The following is a 20,106-nucleotide window of genomic DNA, read 5'->3' on the forward strand; positions in this document are numbered from 1 at the left end:
TGGCTTTTAAGGCTTGATTTGGTATATTTCACCATTATATACCAAGGAAATCTATGCTGGAAACCATTATTATCTTTTACTCTCTCTACACCTTTATGAAACTCTATATCTCTGCTATGCAGATAGGGTATATCAATGAAGAAAAAAGAAAAACGCCTGTACTGATGCCGGCAGACAAATACCTCACAGCAGGAAACTATGCAGTGGCGAACGGAAAACTTTCTCTTGTGAGTGATTTTATAGATTATCTGGTATTTATCTGGTGGGTATTTGGAGGTTTTGCCTGGCTCTCAGCACTGGTTCAAGTAGAAGGTAACATCATGCAGGCCGTTGTGTTCCTGTTCGGTTTTGTCATAGTCAATTATGTCATAGGACTTCCTTTTGAACTCTACCAAAAGTTCAAGATAGATGAAGCGTTTGGATTTAACAAAATGACGGCGAAAATGTATATGATAGATATGATCAAAACAAGCCTGTTGTTTTTCATTCTAGGCGGTGCGGTTTTTGCGCTTTTATCTTGGATCATAGAGAGTTATGCCACATGGTGGATCTGGGGATTTGCAGCTATGTTCACTGTAGCAGTTCTAGCAAATCTCTTGGCTCCCACGTTCATGGCCCTGTTTAACAAGTTCTCTCCGCTCGAGGAGGGGGAACTCAAAGAAAAAATTACGGCAATGATGGGTCAGGCCGGACTTAAAAGTGACGGTATCTTTGTGATGGATGCTTCTAAACGTGACAGTCGTTTGAATGCATTTTTCGGTGGATTGGGTAAGAGTAAACGTGTGGTTCTTTTTGATACATTGTTGGAAAAGCTTAACACTAAAGAACTCCTTGCCGTACTGGGGCATGAATTGGGTCATTTCTCTCATGGGGATATCTGGAAAAATATAGGGTTGATGGGTGTACTTCTTTTTATCGCATTTTATCTCTTTGGCCATTTACCGGATGCACTCTTTACACAGATGGGTGTGATTCCTGAGGCAGGTGTCCAAATAGCGATGTTGATGTTGTTGTTACCGCTTGTGAGTTTTGTCTTTACGCCATTTATGTCTTATGTAAGCCGCCATAATGAGTATGCAGCAGATGAATATGGTTCGCAAATGGGCGGCAAAGAGAACCTGGTATCTGCACTGATGAAACTTGTGACAGAGAACAAAGCATTCCCAAAATCACATCCTCTGGTGATCTTCTTTTACTATACGCATCCACCGGTGCTTGAGAGACTCAAAGAGTTAGGGTTTGACGCATCCAATACGATCGCAGGTGAAGCAACTACACTGCCGAAAGAGGGTATTTTCGCACATATGGACAGAAATGACGATTAAAGAGGGACTTGTTTGGGCCAAAGAGGTACTCAAAGAGGCGTGCGAACGTCCTGCTTTTGAGGCAGAACTGCTCTTGGCCTATCATCTTGGACAGGACCGTACCTATTTACTGATACACGAGGGGGAGAGTTTCCCCGATGTGGATCAATTTCAAACGCTTATTCAAAGAAGAGCTGCACATGAGCCTTACGAATATATCGTCGGTTCAGCCAGTTTTTATGACATCCATTTGGAAGTGGAAGAGGGGGTACTGATACCCCGTCCGGAAACGGAGATACTTATAGACCTGGTCGCAGAGATCATAGAAAAAGAGAAGATTACCCGTATTGCTGAAATAGGTGTGGGGTCGGGTGCGATCTCCATTGTGTTGGCCCGTAAGTTTCCCCAGCTTAGGATCATTGCGACAGATATTTGTGATACCCCGCTCAAAGTGGCAAAGAAGAACATTGAAAGATTCGGAGTGGGTGAACAGATAGAACTTCGCAAGTCCCACCTTATAGATGAGGTACCTGAAGATCTGGAATTGGTGGTTTCAAATCCTCCTTATATCGCAGAAGATTTTTTACTTGAGTCCAATGTCATTGACTATGAACCCAAAGAAGCACTGTTTGGCGGAAGGATAGGGGATGAATTGCTCAAAGAGATCATTTTGGATGTGAAGCATCGAGGTATACCCTATCTTGCTTGTGAAATGGGGTATGATCAAAAGGAACCCTTACAAGCGTTTGTTAATGAGATCGGTGTAGAATATATAAAATTTTATAAGGACCTGGCACAGTTTGACCGGGGATTTGTAATTAAATTCAAAAAAAGTGAGTCAGTATGAACAGATATTTTCGGATGATAACCATGACCTACCTTATATTTTTGAGTGCGGCTCTTGGCGCAGGACTTTTTGCCGGTATTGTCGTAGCACCTGTCACGTTTCACACAGAACAATGGCTGGGTAGTGAAGTGCTCACACAGTTTCAAGAGGGACAGATCATGACAGAGAACTTTTTGAGGCTCTCTTATCTGGTCAATGTACTGCTGGTGTCAGTGGTACTCTATGAAGGGTATAAGTTCAAGAAGTTTGAGAGAGATACACTGACACAGGTTGCCACATTTTTAGTCTTGGCTACAGGGCTTCTTTTTTCTCAATACTATATTCCTGATATTATTGCTATGCAAGAACAAGGCGTGGAGGCAACGAATTCAGTCGCTTTTATCAATACGCACAAAGGAAGCGAGATCAATTATAAGATCTTCTCTTTGGCTCTGATTGTACTGATCGTACAGAATATGCGTAAGGCGTGCAAGTAGCAGTATGAGTGAAATTTTAGCACACCCTTTCAAGCCTATCGTATTTAAAGATACCCAAACACTTATTCTGGGTTCTTTCCCCAGTATCCAGTCTTTTGAAAAGAATTTTTACTATGCACATCCACGCAATCAATTCTGGAATATCCTTGAAAGTGTGACATCCTACCCTGCGAACACTCGTGATCAGAGACTCTGGTTGCTTAAAGAGTGTAAACTTGGGCTTTGGGACATGGTCAAAGGGTGTAGCAGAGAGAACTCTCTTGACAGTTCTTTGGAAAATGAAGAGGTTAATGACCTGGCTGCATTTTTGGAAGCGAATCCGAGTATTACCAGATTGGCTTTTACCGGGAGAAAAGCAGAGGCATTGTTTAAAACACACTTTTCACACCTGGATATAGAAACAGTCTATCTCCCTTCACCTTCTGCTGCCTATGCAAAGATGAGCTTTGAGCAGAAAGTAGCCGAATATAAAAAACAGTTGGGGTACAGTTAATGGCAGTATGGGCTATAGGTGATATACAGGGGTGCTACAACTCCTTGAAAGCACTACTGGAAAAGATATCGTTTGATGTCACACAGGATAAACTCTGGATCGCTGGTGACCTGGTCAACAGAGGTGAAGGTTCACTGGAAACACTGGAATATCTTTACAGTATCAAAGAAAATGTTGACATCGTTCTTGGTAATCATGATATCACCCTTATAGCAGCTTATTATGGTATCAAAAAATCCAATCCGACCATTGATTCTATACTTGAGTCATCTGAAGCCAAAAAGCTCATAGATTGGCTTAGAGGACAAAAGTTGTTGCATGTGGATTATCAGCTTGGGTACTGTATGGCCCATGCGGGTATCTCTCCTGAATTTGATCTGGGTATGGCCATGAGATATGCAAAGCGTGTGGAAGAGAAACTACAAAGTGACCATGTTTCTGTTTGGTTGGAACAAATGTTAAGACAAGGAAGTAACCGTTTTAACAGGAAGGCGAGCCTTATAGATATCGACCGTTATATTGTCAGTGCCTTCACACGTATGCGGTTTTGCTATGGTGACCATAGACTTGATTTTGACCAAAAAGGTCCGCCTACAGACGAACTGAGAGAACAAGAGTTAAAACCCTGGTTTGAATGTGATTATCGTAAAGATATCCATCTGCGTATTATTATGGGGCACTGGTCGGCTTTGGGATTTTATGAAGATGAGCATGTATTGGCTCTGGATACCGGATGTGTATGGGGAGGAAAACTCACGGCTGCACGTATTGACAGTGAAGACGTGGAGATAGTTTCTGTAGAGTGTAGTAAAGCAGATAAGGATGAAGAAGAACAACCTACGAGTGTTTAAGTGTTGTTGTCAATGCAAAGATGACATGATCATTTTTTATCTCTAGGCGGTATCAGTCTATTATCTTGACCGATGTGTTTTCTATATTCCAATTCTTTTGGATCTCTTCGCATAATGTGAAAGAACATAAATACATACCCACCTACGACTATAATCAGTACTACGAGACAGAATATAATGATTTTCCAAAGCTCCATACGTCACTCCTTTGTGATTCACTTTTAATCATTACATCCATTAGGTGGTACACCATCTTTTGCATATTTCACTGCATAGGCATAAATCTCTTTCCACCACTCTTCTTTGATCGTTTCTATTGCAAGGTTTGGACAGATATTTTTTGCTTCCTGCGGAAACTTACCAGTTTCATAGATCTCTTCCCACTCTGCCTGTAAATGGTTTCTAGCAAACATCACACCTGAAAATTTACACTTTTTATAGAAGTGTTTCTTATAGAGTCGTTGTCCTTTTTTTACACCTGCCATAGAATTTGTTGGTATAGACATCGATATGAGCAGCGAAAGTGCTACAGCTCCGATTACTTTTTTCATATATTTTCTCCTTGATTGGTTTTAACAAAAGTATATATTAAAAACGTTAAGTTAAGCTTAACGTTTTAAATTCTATATAAGCAATCTCTGCTTATAATAAAACGTTAAGTAAGACTTAACATTATATAGATCTAAATAAAGGATAAATGATGCCTCGTTCAATACCTTGGTGGCTTGGTGGTCTTTTAATGGCTTTACTATTTTATTACACTTTCTCTACCTGGGGTGCTAATCGTCCCATTGGTGCATCAACCGGTATGTCATATTTTGCCAATTTGATCTTTGATCTAGATACAGAGCAGTATGAATATGCTGCGATCATAGAGAAATCCGGTGCATGGGAAGCCGTCATGCTCATCGGTGTATTTTTTGGAGGACTTTTTATGTCTATAGTTGTTACCAAAACATTTCATCTAAGTTATATTCCTACACTTTGGAAAGAAAGAAAAAACACTTCGATTCCTTCTCGTATGGTTTGGAGCTTTATTGCCGGATTTCTTTTGATATTTGGAGCGAGATTGGCCGGAGGTTGTAATGCAGGACATATCTTATCTGGCGGTAGTCAACTGGCTGTTAGTGGTATAATATTTGCTGTAGTCGCATTAGGTACTGGGATGATCACCGGTAGATTTTTTTATAAAAAAGGAAAAAGTGATGATTGATGATATCATTAAAATGTTCGATGTGGTATCAGGTCAAGAACATGGATCTATTGTAAAGGTGCTGCTTATTGGGTTTGCTTTTGGGGCTATTATCTTATATTCACGTCTCGACAAATTTGAAAAGATGGCCGGTTTTATGATATTTGAGGATACGCTTGTCCCTAGAATGGCTATGACCACAGTAGCACTATCAAGTGTAGGGTTTTACTTTCTTGTCGAATCAGGTTATGCAACGTATAATATTAAACCGACGATGCTAGGTGGTCTTATCATCGGTGGAATCCTCTTTGGGATAGGTTTGGTTATTTTAGGTAAATGTCCATCAGCATTTCTTGTTTCAGTTTCTGAAGGGCGTCTTGATGCATTGGTAGGTGTGATCGGCGGGATGTTCGGTGGGTATGTTTTTACGATCGGGTATCCCTATATACAGCAAATCTTAGGGCCTGATCTGGGTAAAATCAGTGTACCGGATTTTTTTACAGAACATAGTCTGCTTATTGTATTCACGCTAAGTGGCATTTTACTGACCATTGCATTTTTGCTACCGACCATAGAGTACGAAGACCCCGCTGATATAAATGAAAAAAATAAATAATAGGAGAAGTATGATCATGAAAAAGTATATATTTTTAATCGTAGGTTTAGTGAGTTTGATGCAGGCACAAGAGTACAAGTCCGTTTTTGACTGTAGTTCAGATAATGCCCGCTTTGTGATGTCACGTATGAATTTAATAGAAAGAACCATGGGTATGATCGAACAAAATGGTGACAAGGCTGACTTTGCCATTACACTGCATGGAGGATGTGTTCCCATGGTCTCAAATGTGTATGATGAAATAGTACCTGATGAGGATATGCCTTATATAAAAATGGCACAGGAGACCATTACACGATTGGCTCAAAAGAAAAAGGTGAAGATCATCGTCTGTGCCATGTCCTTGAATGCAAATGCGATTGACGAGAAAGAGATTTTGCCGTTTATTCAAATATCTAAAAATAGTTTTATAGATACGATCGGTTTACAAAATAAGGGCTATGCACTGATGACATTTAAGTAAATCTATACATCACTTTAAAACCTTATAAAATAGAATGTTATAAGGTTTTAAAAAAAGATATATTGTTTCTAGCGGTGTATATTGTGTACACGCTTATTACTGGACGATATGCCCTACGAATTTAGACATATTATCCAGGATCTTTCCACCTTTTCTAAAACCAAGTCCACAGGCTTCGTACGCATAAAATACACCTGCCTGATAAGATTGTCCCTCAATATCTGACGCCAGTTCGGTATAGGCCTGGTAGACCATTTTGTGACTGTCGTAGTCTCCTTCAATACTCTCAGACTCCTGTCCGTTTTCATCCAAGATAGTGACACTGCCTCCTTCTCTTCCAAAGACAGGTTTTTTCACCTGTTTTTTCCCTTCTAACGGTTCAAAAGAACTCTCAAGTAGCAGAGGGTGGTTCGGATAGAGGTCCCAGAGGATCTTAAGCAGCCCTTTACTTTGAAAAAGCAGGGTATAGGCCGGGTTGAAGATAATCGCTTTCTGGCTTTTGATGATATTGGTCAGAAGCATCGCCAGATCTGACTCTTCCAGTGCAATGTCTTCCCAAGGGATAAGCTTAAACCAGAGTTCATAGTTCTTATCTTCATAAAAGATACCCTCATCCGGGGAGAACTCTATCTCATCGATGTAGGCAAACTCTGTGTTAAAACCTGCTTCAGTGGCGATATGCTGCAGGAGTCGAACGGTATTCTCCTCTTCTGAATTTCCTTTGACTGAGGTAAAGAGAAAGTTCCACCCGTCATAACGTTCTTCAAAGGTAGAAACATCTTCTTCCAAAGTCACCAGACGTTTAAAATTCTCTATAAGTGCTTCATAGAGTGCATTGAACTGATGTTCTTCTTCAAGAGCGTTTTTTTTGAGCATGGCCCACTGTACAATAGCAGTTTCAAACAGGGCAGTCGGTGTATCTGCATTGAATTCTAAAAGTTTTATGGGTTTCCCGTCCACACCGCCGGCTAGATCAAAACGTCCGTACAAATGCCAATGTACATCATTTTCCCATGATGCCTTGATCACTTCAACAAGATTAAAAGGTATACCAATCTCATGAAAGAGATTATTTTCTATGACGTGTTCGGCTGCTTCTACAACCATGTCATAAAGTGTGTTGGTTGCTTCATAATACGCTTCAGCTTCCTCTTCAGAGATGATGACCAGTTCATTAGAGATATAACTCGAGTCATCACGGTCTGTATGCCATACAAAACCGAGTGATTCTAAATAGTCTATGTCCAATGGTGTGGTTTTTTGTAACTTTAACATCATTTATCCACCAAAGAAACCGCCGGTACGGCTTGAAGTACTTTTACTACCGAAAAAACCGCTTCTCTTAGCACTTCTGTTTTTAGCTGCGTCAAAACTCTTTTGACTTCTTGTATAGGTAGAGGGAGATTTGTATCCTGCTTTTCTGTTGTTTTGGTAGTTTTGGTTACCAAAAAGTTTGGAACCTATCCATGAACCGATGACTGCTCCAGCCATACTGGATAGAAGTATTTCTCCCAGACCCATACCACCTTGCTGGGACATCTGAGGATTTTGCTCTTTGGTCAGGTTGGAGGTTCCATTGTCGATCTTGGCTGACTCTTCTGCTACAAGTGCATCCATTTCGGGTTTGGTCAATACACGTTCGGTTCCATCTAGTTGTTTCAGTACGATACGTGTCTCTTCCGCGGGAAACTCATCTTTGATCTTGTATTTTCCCGGTGCAGTCTCTTCTATAATGACGAATGCATTTTGTGCTTTAGCTTCCTCCTGCTGTTGCTGGTTATTGCTAAAGCAACCTGTTACACCAGTCGCTAAAAGCGTACCAAGACCAGTAGCAGTTGCTATGGTTGAAAGTTTTCTTAAATGTTTCATAGGGTATCCATAATTATGTTTTGGAGAATCATATCAAAATATGATTAATAGAAAGGAGGAAAAAATGTTAGGAAAGGTTAAAACAGAGAAGGAAGAGTTTCTCTGCTTTAAAGCATAAAAGAGGGTAGGACTATTTAGTCCATCTGCTTTCTAAGAAATGTAGGTACATCCAAGATGTCTTCATTATCACCGTTGTATCCACCTACAACCATTTTACTTCTTACCGTATTGATATCACAAGTGTTGGCACTTAACAAAGTTTTTTGTTTTGTGACGGTTGGTTCAGGTACAGCATTTTTATCTTCAAATCCTGTAGCAACGATAGTGATCTTCACTTCATCAATAGCCATGTTCTCATTGGTTGTGGTACCAAAGATCACAGATGCATCTTCATCTGCACTCTCTTCAACAATACTCATCGCTTCACCGATCTCCATGATAGGATAATCAGGGTGGATGTCAAAGTGTACAAGTACACCCATCGCACCATCGATAGAGATATTATCAAGCAGCGGAGACTCGATCGCAGCTTTTGCTGCATCATAGGCTGCATTCGTTCCTGTGCTGTATCCTGCACCCATAAGAGCAAGACCTCTATGACTCATCACCGTTTTAACATCGGCAAAGTCAAGGTTGATATCATTTTCCCCATGCGAAAGAATCACTTTAGAGATACCACCTACGGCTTGAGCAAGAATATCATCTACCATTCTAAAGCTCTCTTTGATACCAAGGTTCTTCTCAACGATGGAAAGAAGTTTTTCATTCGGTACGACAATGATCGAATCACTCTCTCTTTTAAGCTCTTCCAAACCTTCTTTTGCAAGCTTTGTTCTTTTTCTACCTTCAAATTTAAAAGGGCTGGTTACAATAGAAACAGTCAGTGCACCTACTTCTTTTGCAGCCTGTGCAATGATCGGTGCAGCACCTGTACCTGTACCTCCGCCAAGACCAGCAGAGATAAAGACGATATCAGAACCCTCAAGCGTCTTTTTGATATCTTCAAAGCTTTCAAGTGCAGCTTCTCTACCTTTCTCCGGAAGCATCCCTGCACCTAGTCCTCTTGTTGCATTGATACCCAATTGCATTTTGTATGGTGCCAAAGAACTGTCCAGTGCCTGTGCATCTGTATTGGCAACGATCAGATCGATCGAGTTGATCCCCTCACTGATCATGTGATTGATCATGTTACCACCGCCTCCACCGACGCCGATAGCTTTGATTTTCGCTCCATTTGTATGACATTTTGTTTCCACTATGTCTATTTCAAACTCTTCCATGTTTTCCCCCTTTATTTAATTTTTAAAAAAGCTGTCTTGCCCAACTCGCCAGTTTTTTAAATGGATTTTTATTCTCGTGACCTAGATCCGGCAGATCGTCAAATGATATATCTGATCCTTCCTGATCCTCTTTTTTGTGTTCGTTCTCTTCTTTATGACCTCTGGTTGTCTGTGCCTCTTCGGTATTCGATGTATGACCTATCCTGATATCATTAAGGTTATCTTCAAACATTGCTTTTGAATGGAGCAATTCTTGTTGGAAATTGATCTCATATTGCGTATGGCCGCCTGCTTTATAGAGCAGTAAACCCACTACCGTTGAAAATGCTGGATCCTTGAGTTCATCAAAAAGACCATTGACATTATCTGGATAACCCACTCTTACCGGCATTCCAGTAAAGATAGCTTGTGCCAATTCTCTCATACCTTTAAGTTTTGTCATACCACCGGTCAAGATAATACCTGCACCTATCTGCTCTTTTAATGCAGATTTTTCCAATGACTTGGACAGGATCATCAGTGCTTCTTCTACACGTGAGAAAATCACAGAGTGAACCACCTCCAACGAGACACCATTACGACTCTCTTCATCACCGATGATCGGGAGTTCTATGACCTCATTGGAACTCTCTATAAGACTCCCGTGACGTACTTTGACATTTTCTGCTATTTGCAGCGGAGTATGAAGTGCCATGGAAAGGTCATTGGTAATATGGTTTGAACCTACACCTAAGAAATCATTGTATCTGATAGAGTTACCCGTATGGATGACAAGATTACTTGTTTGACCACCCATATCGATCACAGCCACACCCAACTCTTTTTCATCCTCATCCATGGTAGCTATCGCAGAAGCGTAACCACTTAAAACAATGCCATCTATCTCAACCCCGGCAGAGCGAACGGCTTTTTTAAGATTGGAAAGATTTGATTTTTGTGTCATGATGATGTTAACATCTACTTCCATGCGACTCGCATTCATACCGAACGGATCTTCGATGAAGTCTTGGTCATCGACTCTGAAGTTGTAAGGCAATACATGGATGACATCATACTCAGTAGGTACGTTAGCATTGTAGAGTGCTGTCTGCATCACACGATTGATCTCTTTAATGGAGATGTCTTTATGTGGGATGTTGACAATACCCGTAGAGTTCAGACTCTTAGCATAGGCATTGGAGATGGAAACCGTTGCAGAAGTGATGTTGCTTCCTGCAATACGTTTTGCATCATTAATGGCTTTTTTTATGGATTTAGAAGCGAGCTCTATATTGGTGATCGCACCTTTCTTAACCCCTTGGGATTTAGAGATGCCATGTCCTTGTATGGTGACTTCGGAGTCTTGAATTTCAGCAATGATAGCACATATTTTAGTGGAACCGATATCAATAGCTAAAATTGTGTCACTCAATTTGTCAGCCCTCCCATATAGACTTCTGTAGGATATTGTTCATCTAACATCTTAATCAGATTCGATTCAAATATACTTTGTTTCAGTTTATCTGTGGTTTCTTTTACAAAAGCTGTCTGGTTGTCATCCATCGGCAGCAGTTTTTGCTCTAAGATATTATAAACTATAACCTTATCGAATACGCTTATGATACCCTTTTCTTTTGATGATGTAAAGAGTTTTTGTAAAAATTGTAAACTTTCTTGTGTATTTAACGGATTTAGGTTGACATTTTCATCCAATTTGACAAAATCCGAGATGATCATATCGTTCTGATCAACATTTTTCAGTGTTGACTCTGCCAAGGCTAAAAGCGCTTCTTTTTTAGCCTGCTTTTCATAAAGCCCCGTCACTTCCTCTTTGGCCTCTTCATAGGTTTTTACCCTTGGTAGGACAATGTTCTCTATTTTTACAGTGGCATAGGCATCTGCAATGACTTTAGGTTTCAGGATATCGCCTACAGATTTCTCTTTCAATTCACTCCATACCTCTTCTGTCAGCTTAGCATCACCCATTGAGAGCGTAATCTTTTCACTGTTGTCAAGGGTACCTTTTTTAAATGCAATATATGCTTTTTGTGCTGTTTTTTTAGTTTTCTTGATCTTGAGATCTTTTGTCACCAGTACTTTAGCTTCTTCGAAAGGGAGTTGTTTCCCTGTTTCATCTGTATAGTTGAAGCTGTTTTTGTCATAGTGTGCTTTTAACTCATCTTCTGTGACAGCAGTATCTTTACTTTGTGTCCAGACGATAGAAAGTTCATACATTTGCGGAGTCAAAAAATTCTCTTTTTGCATCTCCCAGTAGGCTTTTACTTTTGATTCATCAGTGACGAAGTTGAGATCATCATTGGTTAATACTTTGTATGCCAGTTTGTCACTAACATTCATAGCCGCAGAGACAGCTTCTTCCTCCAATGGCAAAGGACCTACTGCAAGGAGTGAAAATGTCTTTTCCAAGATAAGTTCTTCTCTAAGTGTCTCTTCAAAGGCATTGGCTCTAAGTCTTTGACTTTTCAGGTAACCCTCATAGATCTCTTTGACAAAAACACCATCTTTTTGGAATGCTCTGATCTCTTGCAGTTTCTGTGCTACTTCTGCATCTGAAACAACAATACCCAGGTCTTTTGCAAAGTTCAAGATCTTCGCCTGAGTTGCCAATCTGGCAAATGCCTGTTTGATCAGTCCCATCTCCTGGGCAGTTTTATCATCCAGTTGTCCTTGCATGGCTTGATTGTATTGATTGTATAGATTGCTGTATACCATGTTGAGTTTTGTTTGTTTGATCTCTATATCACCGACTTTGGCAACATTTCCTGCCTTTGAACCAAAACTGTAACTTCCCCAACCTACAAAACCTGCACCAATAAATGCGATGGTTGCTATCCAGATCGTCCATACCAGATATTTATTGTGTTTCTGCATCCAACTAATCATACTTCATCTACCTTCAATCGAAAAATTTGTACAATATTCTATCTAAACTAAGCTTATCGCTAATGAATCGGAGTGTGAAAAGAATATGTCTAATCAAAATACAAAAATGATGCAACGGGACCTGGAAGTCATATGGCATCCATGTACTCAAATGAAAGATCATGAAACCTTACCGCTTGTGCCTGTTAAGTCAGGGAAAGGTGTCTATCTTTATGATTTTGACGGTAATGCCTATATCGATGCAGTCAGTTCCTGGTGGGTCAATATTTTTGGTCACGCCAATGAAACGATCAACAACAGAATTAAAGCACAGCTTGACACACTCGAACATGTGCTTTTGGCAGGCTTTACGCATGAACCGGCTATAGAGCTTGCACATAAACTTGTCAACATGACTCCTAAAGGTCTGGAGAAGGTTTTTTATGTAGACAATGGTTCTTCTGCTGTGGAAGCTGCTTTAAAAATGAGTTATCATTATCATCTCAACAGAGGAAAGCGTAAAGCACTTTTTCTTTCATTGACAAATTCATATCATGGAGAGACCATCGGTGCATTGAGTGTAGGGGATGTCGAACTTTATAAAGATACTTATGAACCTCTGCTCATTGCCAATATGCAAGTACCTGTACCCAAAGACCAAAGTATCGAAGCTGCCAAAGAAGCATTGCAGGGATTAGAAGAAGTCTTAAAAGAGAAGGCGGATGAGATAGCGGCCTTTATCGTGGAACCTCTTATACAGGGTGCAGGAGGGATGCATATGTACCATCCTGCCTATCTTTCAGGTGCAAGGGTATTGACACAACAGTATGACGTGCATCTCATCGCCGATGAGATCATGACAGGGTTTGGACGTACAGGAAAGATGTTTGCCTGTGACCATGCAGAGATATCTCCTGATTTTATGACCCTCTCTAAAGCTTTGACAGGGGGGTATCTGGCGCTTTCTGTAGTCATGACGACCAATGATGTCTATCAGGCTTTTTATTGTGACTATAATGAGTATAAAGCTTTTTTACATTCACATAGCTATACAGGGAATCCTTTGGCATGTGCTGCTGCACTGGCAACTTTGGAAATATTTGAACAGAATGATATCATCGGTGAGAATGAGAAGAAAAGCAGATACATCATAGAACAGTTGGAGAAGTTTTCTGTTTTACCTAATGTCAAAGAGATACGACAGCAGGGTATGGTCACTGCTATAGAATTAAAGGGGTACGAAAGCACTGAACGTATAGGCGTAAAGATCTACGAATATGCTTTAACACAAGGGGTCTTACTCAGACCATTGGGACATATTATCTATTTCATGCCTCCGTATGTCATCTCTTATGAAGAGATAGACAAGATGATAGAGGTCGCCTATGAAGGGATAAAAAAGGTAGCTAAATAAGTCTACCTTTTAAAGAAACCACCGTTTTCTTTTTGTAAACGTTGATAATGTTTTTGGGCACGTTTAATACCAAAATCCATGGCTTCTTTGTAGAATTGTTCAGCCTTTTTTTTGTCTTGGTTCGTTTCTATACCGTGTTCATAAAACTGTGCCATATCACAGAGTGCCTCAGGGTAGTCTTCAAGGGCTAAACTATGCATCAGTGAAAAGGCTTCAGCTATGTCTTTTGTGAGTAAAATACCCTTAAAGAGTTCCCGGGCCAACATGAATTGTGCAAACTTTGATTCTGTTGCAGCACAGACAAGCAGGAGTTGTGCAGCTTCAGTCTCTTTACTCTCTTCACTCAACTTTTTGATAGTGGTGAGCGTTTCTTCTATCTCATCCTCAGTATAACCTTCTTGTGAGATCTTTCTTAAGAGATTTTCTACAGAATCAAACTTTTCATAGGTTCTCTCTTTAAGTGGGTACTGTTTTTTCATACTGTTCAGTTTCTGGGCAATGTAAGGAATGGCTTTATAGTGGAGTGAACGTGTCTCTTCTTCTGTATGTATCGCAGGTTTTAACTCTTTGATGGGTTCATCTTTAGCGGGGAGATCTTTTTGTATGAATGTCTCACTCTCTTCTTCTTGGGTCATTGACTCTTTTATAATCGTTTCTTCTTTTTCATCCTCTTCACTATCAAAAAAAGTGTCTTTATCTGTATGATTTGTCTCTTTGGGTGATTCAAAGAAAGTATTTGTTGAAGTTTGTGTCACATCTAATTCAATGTTGTCAGTCAATACATGATCAACGTCGATATTGAGAAGGGCATCAAAATCACTATGGTCTACTTTTTTTGTTTCCATTTTTGTCTCTTCAGAGTATTCATCAAGAAGAAAATCATTGATGTCGATCTCTTGAGGTTTTTCATTTCTGTTTGATGTGATAAAAAGATCGAACTCATCTATAATGGCTTGCTCTTCTGCTGCCATAGCGGCTTGTGCTTTTTGTGATGCTCTTTGAATGATGTCCTCAGTAGGTGTTTCAATATATTGGTTAATAAGCCCTTGCGCTTTTGCATAATTCTCTGCCTGAATGGCTGTAACGATCTCCTGGATTTTCACATCTGTTTTAAGCAGTGCCAACTTTAAGACCTGAAGCTGTATGGTCTCAACATCAGTGATGGAAATGGCATGGTTAATGATGCTTAATCTTTTCTGTGTCTGATTCATAGCAGGTATCCTATGTTTGATTGTATTTGGAAGAGTATAACAAAAGTATGCTTTACAGAAGTGTTGACATTTAAATGGTAGTTATTTGCAGTTACTTTCTATGAAGCGTGAAGATAGCCACACTATAGAGAAGTAGAAAGGGGAGGGAATACTTTACAGGTTTGCTGATAAAGCCAACAATCTGCAAGAGTTTTCTAAAATGGAAATCTTTTTTGCCATTTCTGTGATGTCCCTATCGTAGGAAATAAGTCCAAACCCTTTGATAAGGAGTAGGTGTGTATCATGTTTTTGGAAAAACCGTGGGATTTCGTAGGGTGCACGTTCCATCCAATCATCTATATTTTTGGGATCATAGACGATGACTTCGCCCAGTACCTTTTGGCCAAAGTAGTCTTGTGGAGAGACTTTACCATGTTTGAGCGAGTAGGCTGTCGCATAAGGAGGCATTGTATAACAGACATATTTTGCATTGGGGATGGTCTCATAGATATGTTCATGGATATGTACATCAGGATTTGCCATACTCCAACGATAATCTCTCTTTTTACAATCAAGTTTCACCAGTGAATCTTCGGTGAATTCATCTAGGATCGTATCTTTAGAGTTGATGATAAATCCACTGCTGCTCACTCTTGCTGAGATGGAGCCATGATAGACACCAAAGAAGTTTTTGTTAAACAGGGAGAGTGATACATGTTTAATGTCTTCGATGAGATGCTTATCTACCATTTGGGTAACCTTTAGTTAGGAATATTTCGGTATTATATCATTAAAATAGTTGAACCCTCTGAATAACCTGGGTGCTCATCATGGGTTTTATATGAGAAGGTTCAAATCAAACGATGATAGAATGAAGGAAACAGATGGAGACACCTCACATACCTGTACTTTTAGATGAAGTTTTGGAAAGTTTTAAGGGGGTGGGTGAAGGTTATTTTGTTGACTGTACGCTTGGGTATGCAGGGCATAGTTCTGAAATACTGGCCAAATATGAAAACTTGAAACACATAGGGATAGATAGAGATGATGAAGCTTTGGCTTTTTCTAAAAAACGTCTAGAACCTTATGAAGCACGCAGTACACTTTATAAGGGTACGTTTGCAACAGTTTTTCCTACATTACAAGAGAGTCCGATAGTAGCGGTATTGGCAGATTTCGGTGTCTCCTCTTTACAACTGGATAAACAAGAGAGAGGTTTTTCTTTTACCTCGGAAACACTGGATATGCGGATGGATGCATTTTCACCACTTTCAGCGTATGAAGTGGTAAATGAGTACCCTCAAGAAAAACTCGAATATATCTTTGATGTGTATGGTGAAATACGATCCTTTAAGAAATTGGCATCTGCGGTGGTGGAAGCAAGGGCACAAGCACCTATCAACTCAGCTAAGGAGTTAAGTGAGATCGCAAAAACCGTGATCCCTGCAGGAGGAAAGATACACCCCGCAACGTTGATGTTTCAGGCTATTCGTATAGAGGTCAACAATGAATTGGGTGAAATAGAAGGGTTACTGGATGCTTTGGAACACAAGCATGTGAAGGGGGAAGTGGTTTCTCTCATCTCTTTTCATTCTTTGGAAGACCGTCTGGTGAAGAACCGTTTTAAGAAATGGGCGCAAAATTGTATCTGTGATCCTCAGGCAATGCGATGTACCTGCGGTAAAAACCATGCTTTGGGTAAAGCCTTCTCTTCCAAGCCTGTGACAGCAAGCAAAGAGGAACTCAAAGTGAATCCTCGAAGCAGGTCTGCAAAGCTGAGAAGTTTCAGGTTTAAAAAAGACAGTGATGATGGCAAGTAAAAAGAAAAAACTGAAGCCGAACGGTATTACTTTTGGTATGGCAACGGTCATATTGATGTCAATAGCCATTGTACTGATCTTGACAAGCATTAAGATCTACTTGAGTAATCAGATCTATTATGAGAGTAAGGTTGTGAACAAAATGACACGTGAAGTTTCAGTACTTAAAGCAGAAAATGTGATGCTTCAACAGAGTGTAGAGGCATTGAAGTTTAAGAACAGGGTAACAGATACCATTTTTGTCATACAGGACAATTGACGATGAGAAGCAAACAGTATGATAAGTAGTTTTATTCGTTTCGCAGTAGATAAGCCCATTATCAACCATATTTTGATGGCTTTCATGTTGGTGCTCTCAGGTTTTGCCTATCAGAACATTGCAAAAGAGATATTCCCTCCTTCTACCCTTGATCAGATATCGGTCCAGGGGGGATATGTCGGTACAAGTGCTGATGTGTTGGACAAAATGGTTGTCACAAGCATAGAGGATGAACTCAAAAGTCTTCCAGAAATAGATACCCTTTACACCAGTATACAAAATGGCAGTTTCAGTATCAATGCCGATATTAAACCCGGCAGTGATACCCAGTTAGTCCTTTCGGATGTGAAAGATATCATCTCAAAAACAAGACGTGATCTTCCTGCCGATATGGACGAACCTATTGCACGTATCGTGGTCCATGAATATCCGCTTCTGCTTGTAGCAGTTTCAGGCAATGTGGAGAAAAAAGCCCTCATTGATGCAGCAGATGCATTGAAAAGTAAACTTGCACTGATCCATGACCTTAGCAGTATAGAGATACGGGGAGATACAGATGAAGAAGTGATCATTACCTTGGATCAAAAAAAGCTGGATGCGTATGGTCTGGATAAATCCGGAGTCTATCAAGCTATTTCAAGTCTATCGAGTATTTTCCCTGCAGGAACACTCGACGGTCAGGGTGACCATCTTTATATCTCTACGATCAACGGTGAAAAAAGTGCAAAGGCGTTGGGAGAAACACTCCTGAGCGTAGGCGGAAAAAGTTTTCGTCTGAAAGATGTGGCCGAAGTCTATTATGGATTGGGTGACCCTACACAGATATCTCACTATAACGGTAAACAGAATATCTCTTTAAATATCAATAAAAGTAAAGAGGGGAATGCCATTGCCTTGAGTAAAGAGATACGTAAAATACTTGTAGAATTCAATGAAAAGTATGAGGATGTGAGATTTGAAGCCTATACGGATACCTCGATTTGGATCAAGAACCGTTTGAATCTTGTCTCTTCCAATATTTTGTTTGGACTCATCCTTGTATTTATGGCCCTCTTTTTGTCTGTCAACATACGTATCGCTTGGGTAGTGGGCATCGGGATACCGGCCAGTTTTTTCATTACACTTATTATCATGGATATGATAGGTTACAGTTTAAATATGCTGACGCTGCTTGGAGCTCTTATCGCACTTGGGATGTTGGTAGATGAAGCTATTGTTGTGGCGGAGAATATCTATAGGCATATGGAGATGGGAAAGAGCCCTAGAGATGCTGCCATAGAAGGTGCTATTGAGATGTTTCCAGCAGTACTTACGGCAACATTGACAACTGTCTTTGCCTTTCTGCCTTTACTGATCATGAGTGGTAAAATGGGGATGTTCATGCAGGTGCTTCCTGTCATGATTTCTGTACTGCTCATCTCTTCTTTGTTTGAGGCATTTTACTTTTTGCCACTGCATTCCAAAGAATTCTTTGCAATGGGTACTTTTAAAAAAGAGAAACATGACAGTAGTTTTTGGAAAAGCTGGGTGAAATGGTATCAAGGTTTTTTGGAGAAACTGTTAGAACATAAGAAGTGGTCTCTTTCCCTTATATTGATCTTTATTGTTTTGGGAACTATGGGTATGGCAAAGATCACCAAGTTTCAGCTTTTTCCAGAGTTTGATGCCCAGCAGGTCTACTTGAACGGAAAAGTAAATATCAACAACGATCTGCAAGACACAGAAGTCTATGTCACACAGATAGAAGAAGCACTGCTTGAGATACTGGATGAAAAAGAGATGGATTCAGTCACTTCGGTGATAGGGTTTAAGTTTAACAAAGATCAAAGTTTTGAGTTAGGTGAGAACCTTTTCCAGATCTTTATCAATCTACATGAAAAAGCACCTGAAAACTTTTTTGACAAATATATCAATCCTATATTTTCTTTGGAGTATGACGGCAGTGATATGATCAGAGAAAGACTCTCTCAAGAGATCGCCAAGGAGATACAAGAACGTATTGTTCCCAAATTTAAAGCACAAGAACTCCATGAGGAAAAACTCTATGAAGAGTTCAATGTCTATGTACAACAGGCAGGTATCGTGAGTAATGATATAGAGATCGGTTTTGAACATCCTGATAGAAACAAAATGTTAACTGCCATGAAAAGAGTAGAAGCGAAGCTTGAGAGTATCAACGGGGTGGAAGATATCGCTGACAATGCCAATGAAGGAGAACGTGAACTCAAGCTGCGTGTCAATGAATACGGACAACAGTTAGGTTTTAGTGAGGGGTATGTGATCTCTGTATTGAAGGGTGCTTTTCTCAAGGCAGAGTATGCAAAAATGTTCAACAAAGAGGGCTTGGTCAGAGTAAAGATAGAAGATGTTTATAAGGAGGATGCATCAGCGATAAGAAACTTTAAACTGACAACCCCGGATGGACAGCAAGTGGTACGACTAGCAAATATCTGCGATTTTACCTATCAAAAAAGCTTTGTCAAAATTTTTAAAGAGGATGGTGAAAAAGTACGTTCCCTCTATGCAAGAGTGGAAAAGAAGATCATTACTCCGGTTGAGGTCATGCAACAGTTAAAACCACTTTTGGAGGAAATACAAAAAGAGGGGGTCAAAATTATTATCAAAGGGGAAGAAAAGGAGAATGCAAAGTTGAAAAAAGAACTTGGGCAGGCATTGATGATCGCCCTGTTCCTGATCTTTATCACTTTGGTTTGGATGTTTAACTCTTTGGTCTTGCCATTGATCATACTGACAACGATTCCGCTTTCTCTTTTTGGTGCCTTGGTCGGAACAAAACTTATGGGTATCAATATGACGATGCCCGGTATGATGGGAGTCATAGGTTTAGCAGGTGTCGTGGTCAATGATGGACTGATCATGCTTGACTTCATCAAAGGAAGTAAAAATTTTACCCAGATACAAGAAAAAGCAGGGATGAGGCTTCGTCCTATTCTATTGACCTCTGTGACCACAGTACTGGGCTTATCCTCTTTGATGTTCTTTGCTTCGGGACAGGCGCTGATACTTCAGCCTATGGCTATCTCACTAGGCTTTGGTATCGCGTGGGCAACGGTATTGAACCTTTACTATGTGCCTTTGATGTATGCAGTGATCTATCGGGTAAAATAGGTAGTTAAAAAAGATTAACATTATTTGGCTATAATTATTGA

Annotated in this window: 21 protein-coding genes; 12 read left to right on the forward strand and 9 right to left on the reverse strand. The window is 40.1% G+C overall.

The annotated features are described in order from the left end of the window. Window positions 1-53: 53 nt before the first annotated feature. The 5 genes from SULAR_RS00300 to SULAR_RS00320 are packed head-to-tail and all read left to right on the forward strand — an operon-like array spanning window position 54 to window position 3,971. Window positions 54-1,325 carry a M48 family metallopeptidase gene (locus SULAR_RS00300; RefSeq protein ID WP_008241746.1) on the forward strand — a complete coding sequence of 424 codons (1,272 nt, stop codon included), beginning with the start codon at window positions 54-56 and terminating at the stop codon, window positions 1,323-1,325. Next, window positions 1,315-2,151 carry a peptide chain release factor N(5)-glutamine methyltransferase gene (gene prmC, locus SULAR_RS00305; RefSeq protein WP_008241748.1) on the forward strand — a complete coding sequence of 279 codons (837 nt, stop codon included), beginning with the start codon at window positions 1,315-1,317 and terminating at the stop codon, window positions 2,149-2,151. Before SULAR_RS00300 ends, prmC begins: the two co-directional genes overlap by 11 nt. Beyond that, window positions 2,148-2,627 carry a DUF4149 domain-containing protein gene (locus tag SULAR_RS00310; RefSeq protein ID WP_008241750.1) on the forward strand — a complete coding sequence of 160 codons (480 nt, stop codon included), beginning with the start codon at window positions 2,148-2,150 and terminating at the stop codon, window positions 2,625-2,627. The genes prmC and SULAR_RS00310 overlap by 4 nt, the downstream gene beginning before the upstream one ends. A 4-nt stretch (window positions 2,628-2,631) precedes the next feature. Continuing rightward, the gene (locus SULAR_RS00315) at window positions 2,632-3,120 is read left to right on the forward strand and encodes a DNA-deoxyinosine glycosylase (protein ID WP_008241753.1); all 489 of its coding nucleotides are present in this window, start codon (window positions 2,632-2,634) and stop codon (window positions 3,118-3,120) included. After that, window positions 3,120-3,971: a symmetrical bis(5'-nucleosyl)-tetraphosphatase gene (locus tag SULAR_RS00320; protein ID WP_008241756.1), complete on the forward strand. Its 852-nt coding sequence runs from the start codon at window positions 3,120-3,122 to the stop codon at window positions 3,969-3,971. Before SULAR_RS00315 ends, SULAR_RS00320 begins: the two co-directional genes overlap by 1 nt. Before the next feature lie 29 nt (window positions 3,972-4,000). Here the strand turns inward: SULAR_RS00320 and SULAR_RS11070 are convergent, their stop codons facing one another. Then, window positions 4,001-4,168, reverse strand: coding sequence for a hypothetical protein (locus SULAR_RS11070; protein WP_155993613.1), 168 nt, complete (start codon window positions 4,166-4,168; stop codon window positions 4,001-4,003). 24 nt (window positions 4,169-4,192) lie between these two features. Further along, the gene (locus SULAR_RS00325; protein WP_008241758.1) at window positions 4,193-4,522 is read right to left on the reverse strand and encodes a hypothetical protein; all 330 of its coding nucleotides are present in this window, start codon (window positions 4,520-4,522) and stop codon (window positions 4,193-4,195) included. 149 nt (window positions 4,523-4,671) lie between these two features. On the opposite strand from SULAR_RS00325, the gene SULAR_RS00330 reads away from it, so the two are divergent. Genes SULAR_RS00330 through SULAR_RS00340 form a run of 3 tightly spaced genes read left to right on the forward strand, consistent with a single transcriptional unit; the run spans window position 4,672 to window position 6,242 of the window. Further along, window positions 4,672-5,184, forward strand: coding sequence for a YeeE/YedE thiosulfate transporter family protein (locus tag SULAR_RS00330; protein WP_008241760.1), 513 nt, complete (start codon window positions 4,672-4,674; stop codon window positions 5,182-5,184). Beyond that, a complete protein-coding gene (locus SULAR_RS00335) occupies window positions 5,177-5,779 on the forward strand; it encodes a YeeE/YedE thiosulfate transporter family protein (RefSeq protein ID WP_008241762.1) in 603 nt (200 codons plus the stop codon). Before SULAR_RS00330 ends, SULAR_RS00335 begins: the two co-directional genes overlap by 8 nt. 16 nt (window positions 5,780-5,795) lie before the next feature. Then, window positions 5,796-6,242: a DsrE family protein gene (locus SULAR_RS00340; RefSeq protein WP_037999795.1), complete on the forward strand. Its 447-nt coding sequence runs from the start codon at window positions 5,796-5,798 to the stop codon at window positions 6,240-6,242. A gap of 96 nt (window positions 6,243-6,338) precedes the next feature. Here the strand turns inward: SULAR_RS00340 and SULAR_RS00345 are convergent, their stop codons facing one another. The 5 genes from SULAR_RS00345 to SULAR_RS00365 form a co-directional block, all read right to left on the reverse strand. Beyond that, window positions 6,339-7,517: a glutathionylspermidine synthase family protein gene (locus SULAR_RS00345; protein ID WP_008241765.1), complete on the reverse strand. Its 1,179-nt coding sequence runs from the start codon at window positions 7,515-7,517 to the stop codon at window positions 6,339-6,341. A gap of 3 nt (window positions 7,518-7,520) precedes the next feature. Beyond that, window positions 7,521-8,111, reverse strand: a complete 591-nt coding sequence (locus SULAR_RS00350; RefSeq protein WP_008241768.1) for a UPF0323 family lipoprotein — start codon at window positions 8,109-8,111, stop codon at window positions 7,521-7,523. A 134-nt stretch (window positions 8,112-8,245) separates the two neighbouring features. After that, window positions 8,246-9,391 (reverse strand): cell division protein FtsZ, encoded by a 1,146-nt coding sequence (gene ftsZ / locus SULAR_RS00355; protein ID WP_008241770.1) that lies wholly within the window; start codon window positions 9,389-9,391, stop codon window positions 8,246-8,248. Window positions 9,392-9,413: 22 nt separating this feature from the next. Further along, complete coding sequence (ftsA, locus tag SULAR_RS00360) at window positions 9,414-10,802, reverse strand: cell division protein FtsA (protein ID WP_008241773.1); 1,389 nt, start codon at window positions 10,800-10,802, stop codon at window positions 9,414-9,416. Then, the gene (locus tag SULAR_RS00365; RefSeq protein WP_008241775.1) at window positions 10,799-12,274 is read right to left on the reverse strand and encodes a peptidylprolyl isomerase; all 1,476 of its coding nucleotides are present in this window, start codon (window positions 12,272-12,274) and stop codon (window positions 10,799-10,801) included. The genes ftsA and SULAR_RS00365 overlap by 4 nt, the downstream gene beginning before the upstream one ends. A gap of 85 nt (window positions 12,275-12,359) precedes the next feature. Between SULAR_RS00365 and SULAR_RS00370 the strand changes: the two genes are divergently transcribed. Then, the gene (locus SULAR_RS00370; RefSeq protein ID WP_037999755.1) at window positions 12,360-13,667 is read left to right on the forward strand and encodes an adenosylmethionine--8-amino-7-oxononanoate transaminase; all 1,308 of its coding nucleotides are present in this window, start codon (window positions 12,360-12,362) and stop codon (window positions 13,665-13,667) included. Between the two features lie 2 nt (window positions 13,668-13,669). Here the strand turns inward: SULAR_RS00370 and SULAR_RS00375 are convergent, their stop codons facing one another. Together SULAR_RS00375 and SULAR_RS00380 are read right to left on the reverse strand one after the other, a co-directional pair. Further along, window positions 13,670-14,878: a tetratricopeptide repeat protein gene (locus SULAR_RS00375; RefSeq protein WP_008241779.1), complete on the reverse strand. Its 1,209-nt coding sequence runs from the start codon at window positions 14,876-14,878 to the stop codon at window positions 13,670-13,672. Between the two features lie 153 nt (window positions 14,879-15,031). Next, window positions 15,032-15,607, reverse strand: a complete 576-nt coding sequence (locus tag SULAR_RS00380; protein ID WP_008241781.1) for a class II aldolase and adducin N-terminal domain-containing protein — start codon at window positions 15,605-15,607, stop codon at window positions 15,032-15,034. Between the two features lie 134 nt (window positions 15,608-15,741). On the opposite strand from SULAR_RS00380, the gene rsmH reads away from it, so the two are divergent. Genes rsmH through SULAR_RS00395 form a run of 3 tightly spaced genes read left to right on the forward strand, consistent with a single transcriptional unit; the run spans window position 15,742 to window position 20,065 of the window. Further along, window positions 15,742-16,677 carry a 16S rRNA (cytosine(1402)-N(4))-methyltransferase RsmH gene (gene rsmH / locus SULAR_RS00385; protein WP_008241783.1) on the forward strand — a complete coding sequence of 312 codons (936 nt, stop codon included), beginning with the start codon at window positions 15,742-15,744 and terminating at the stop codon, window positions 16,675-16,677. Then, entirely contained in the window at window positions 16,664-16,936 is a 273-nt protein-coding gene (locus SULAR_RS00390; protein WP_081501809.1) for a hypothetical protein, read from the forward strand. Before rsmH ends, SULAR_RS00390 begins: the two co-directional genes overlap by 14 nt. Before the next feature lie 18 nt (window positions 16,937-16,954). After that, window positions 16,955-20,065: an efflux RND transporter permease subunit gene (locus SULAR_RS00395; protein ID WP_008241787.1), complete on the forward strand. Its 3,111-nt coding sequence runs from the start codon at window positions 16,955-16,957 to the stop codon at window positions 20,063-20,065. Window positions 20,066-20,106: the final 41 nt, after the last annotated feature.

The organism is Sulfurovum sp. AR (genome assembly GCF_000296775.1).
GTDB classification, from domain to species: domain Bacteria; phylum Campylobacterota; class Campylobacteria; order Campylobacterales; family Sulfurovaceae; genus Sulfurovum; species Sulfurovum xiamenensis.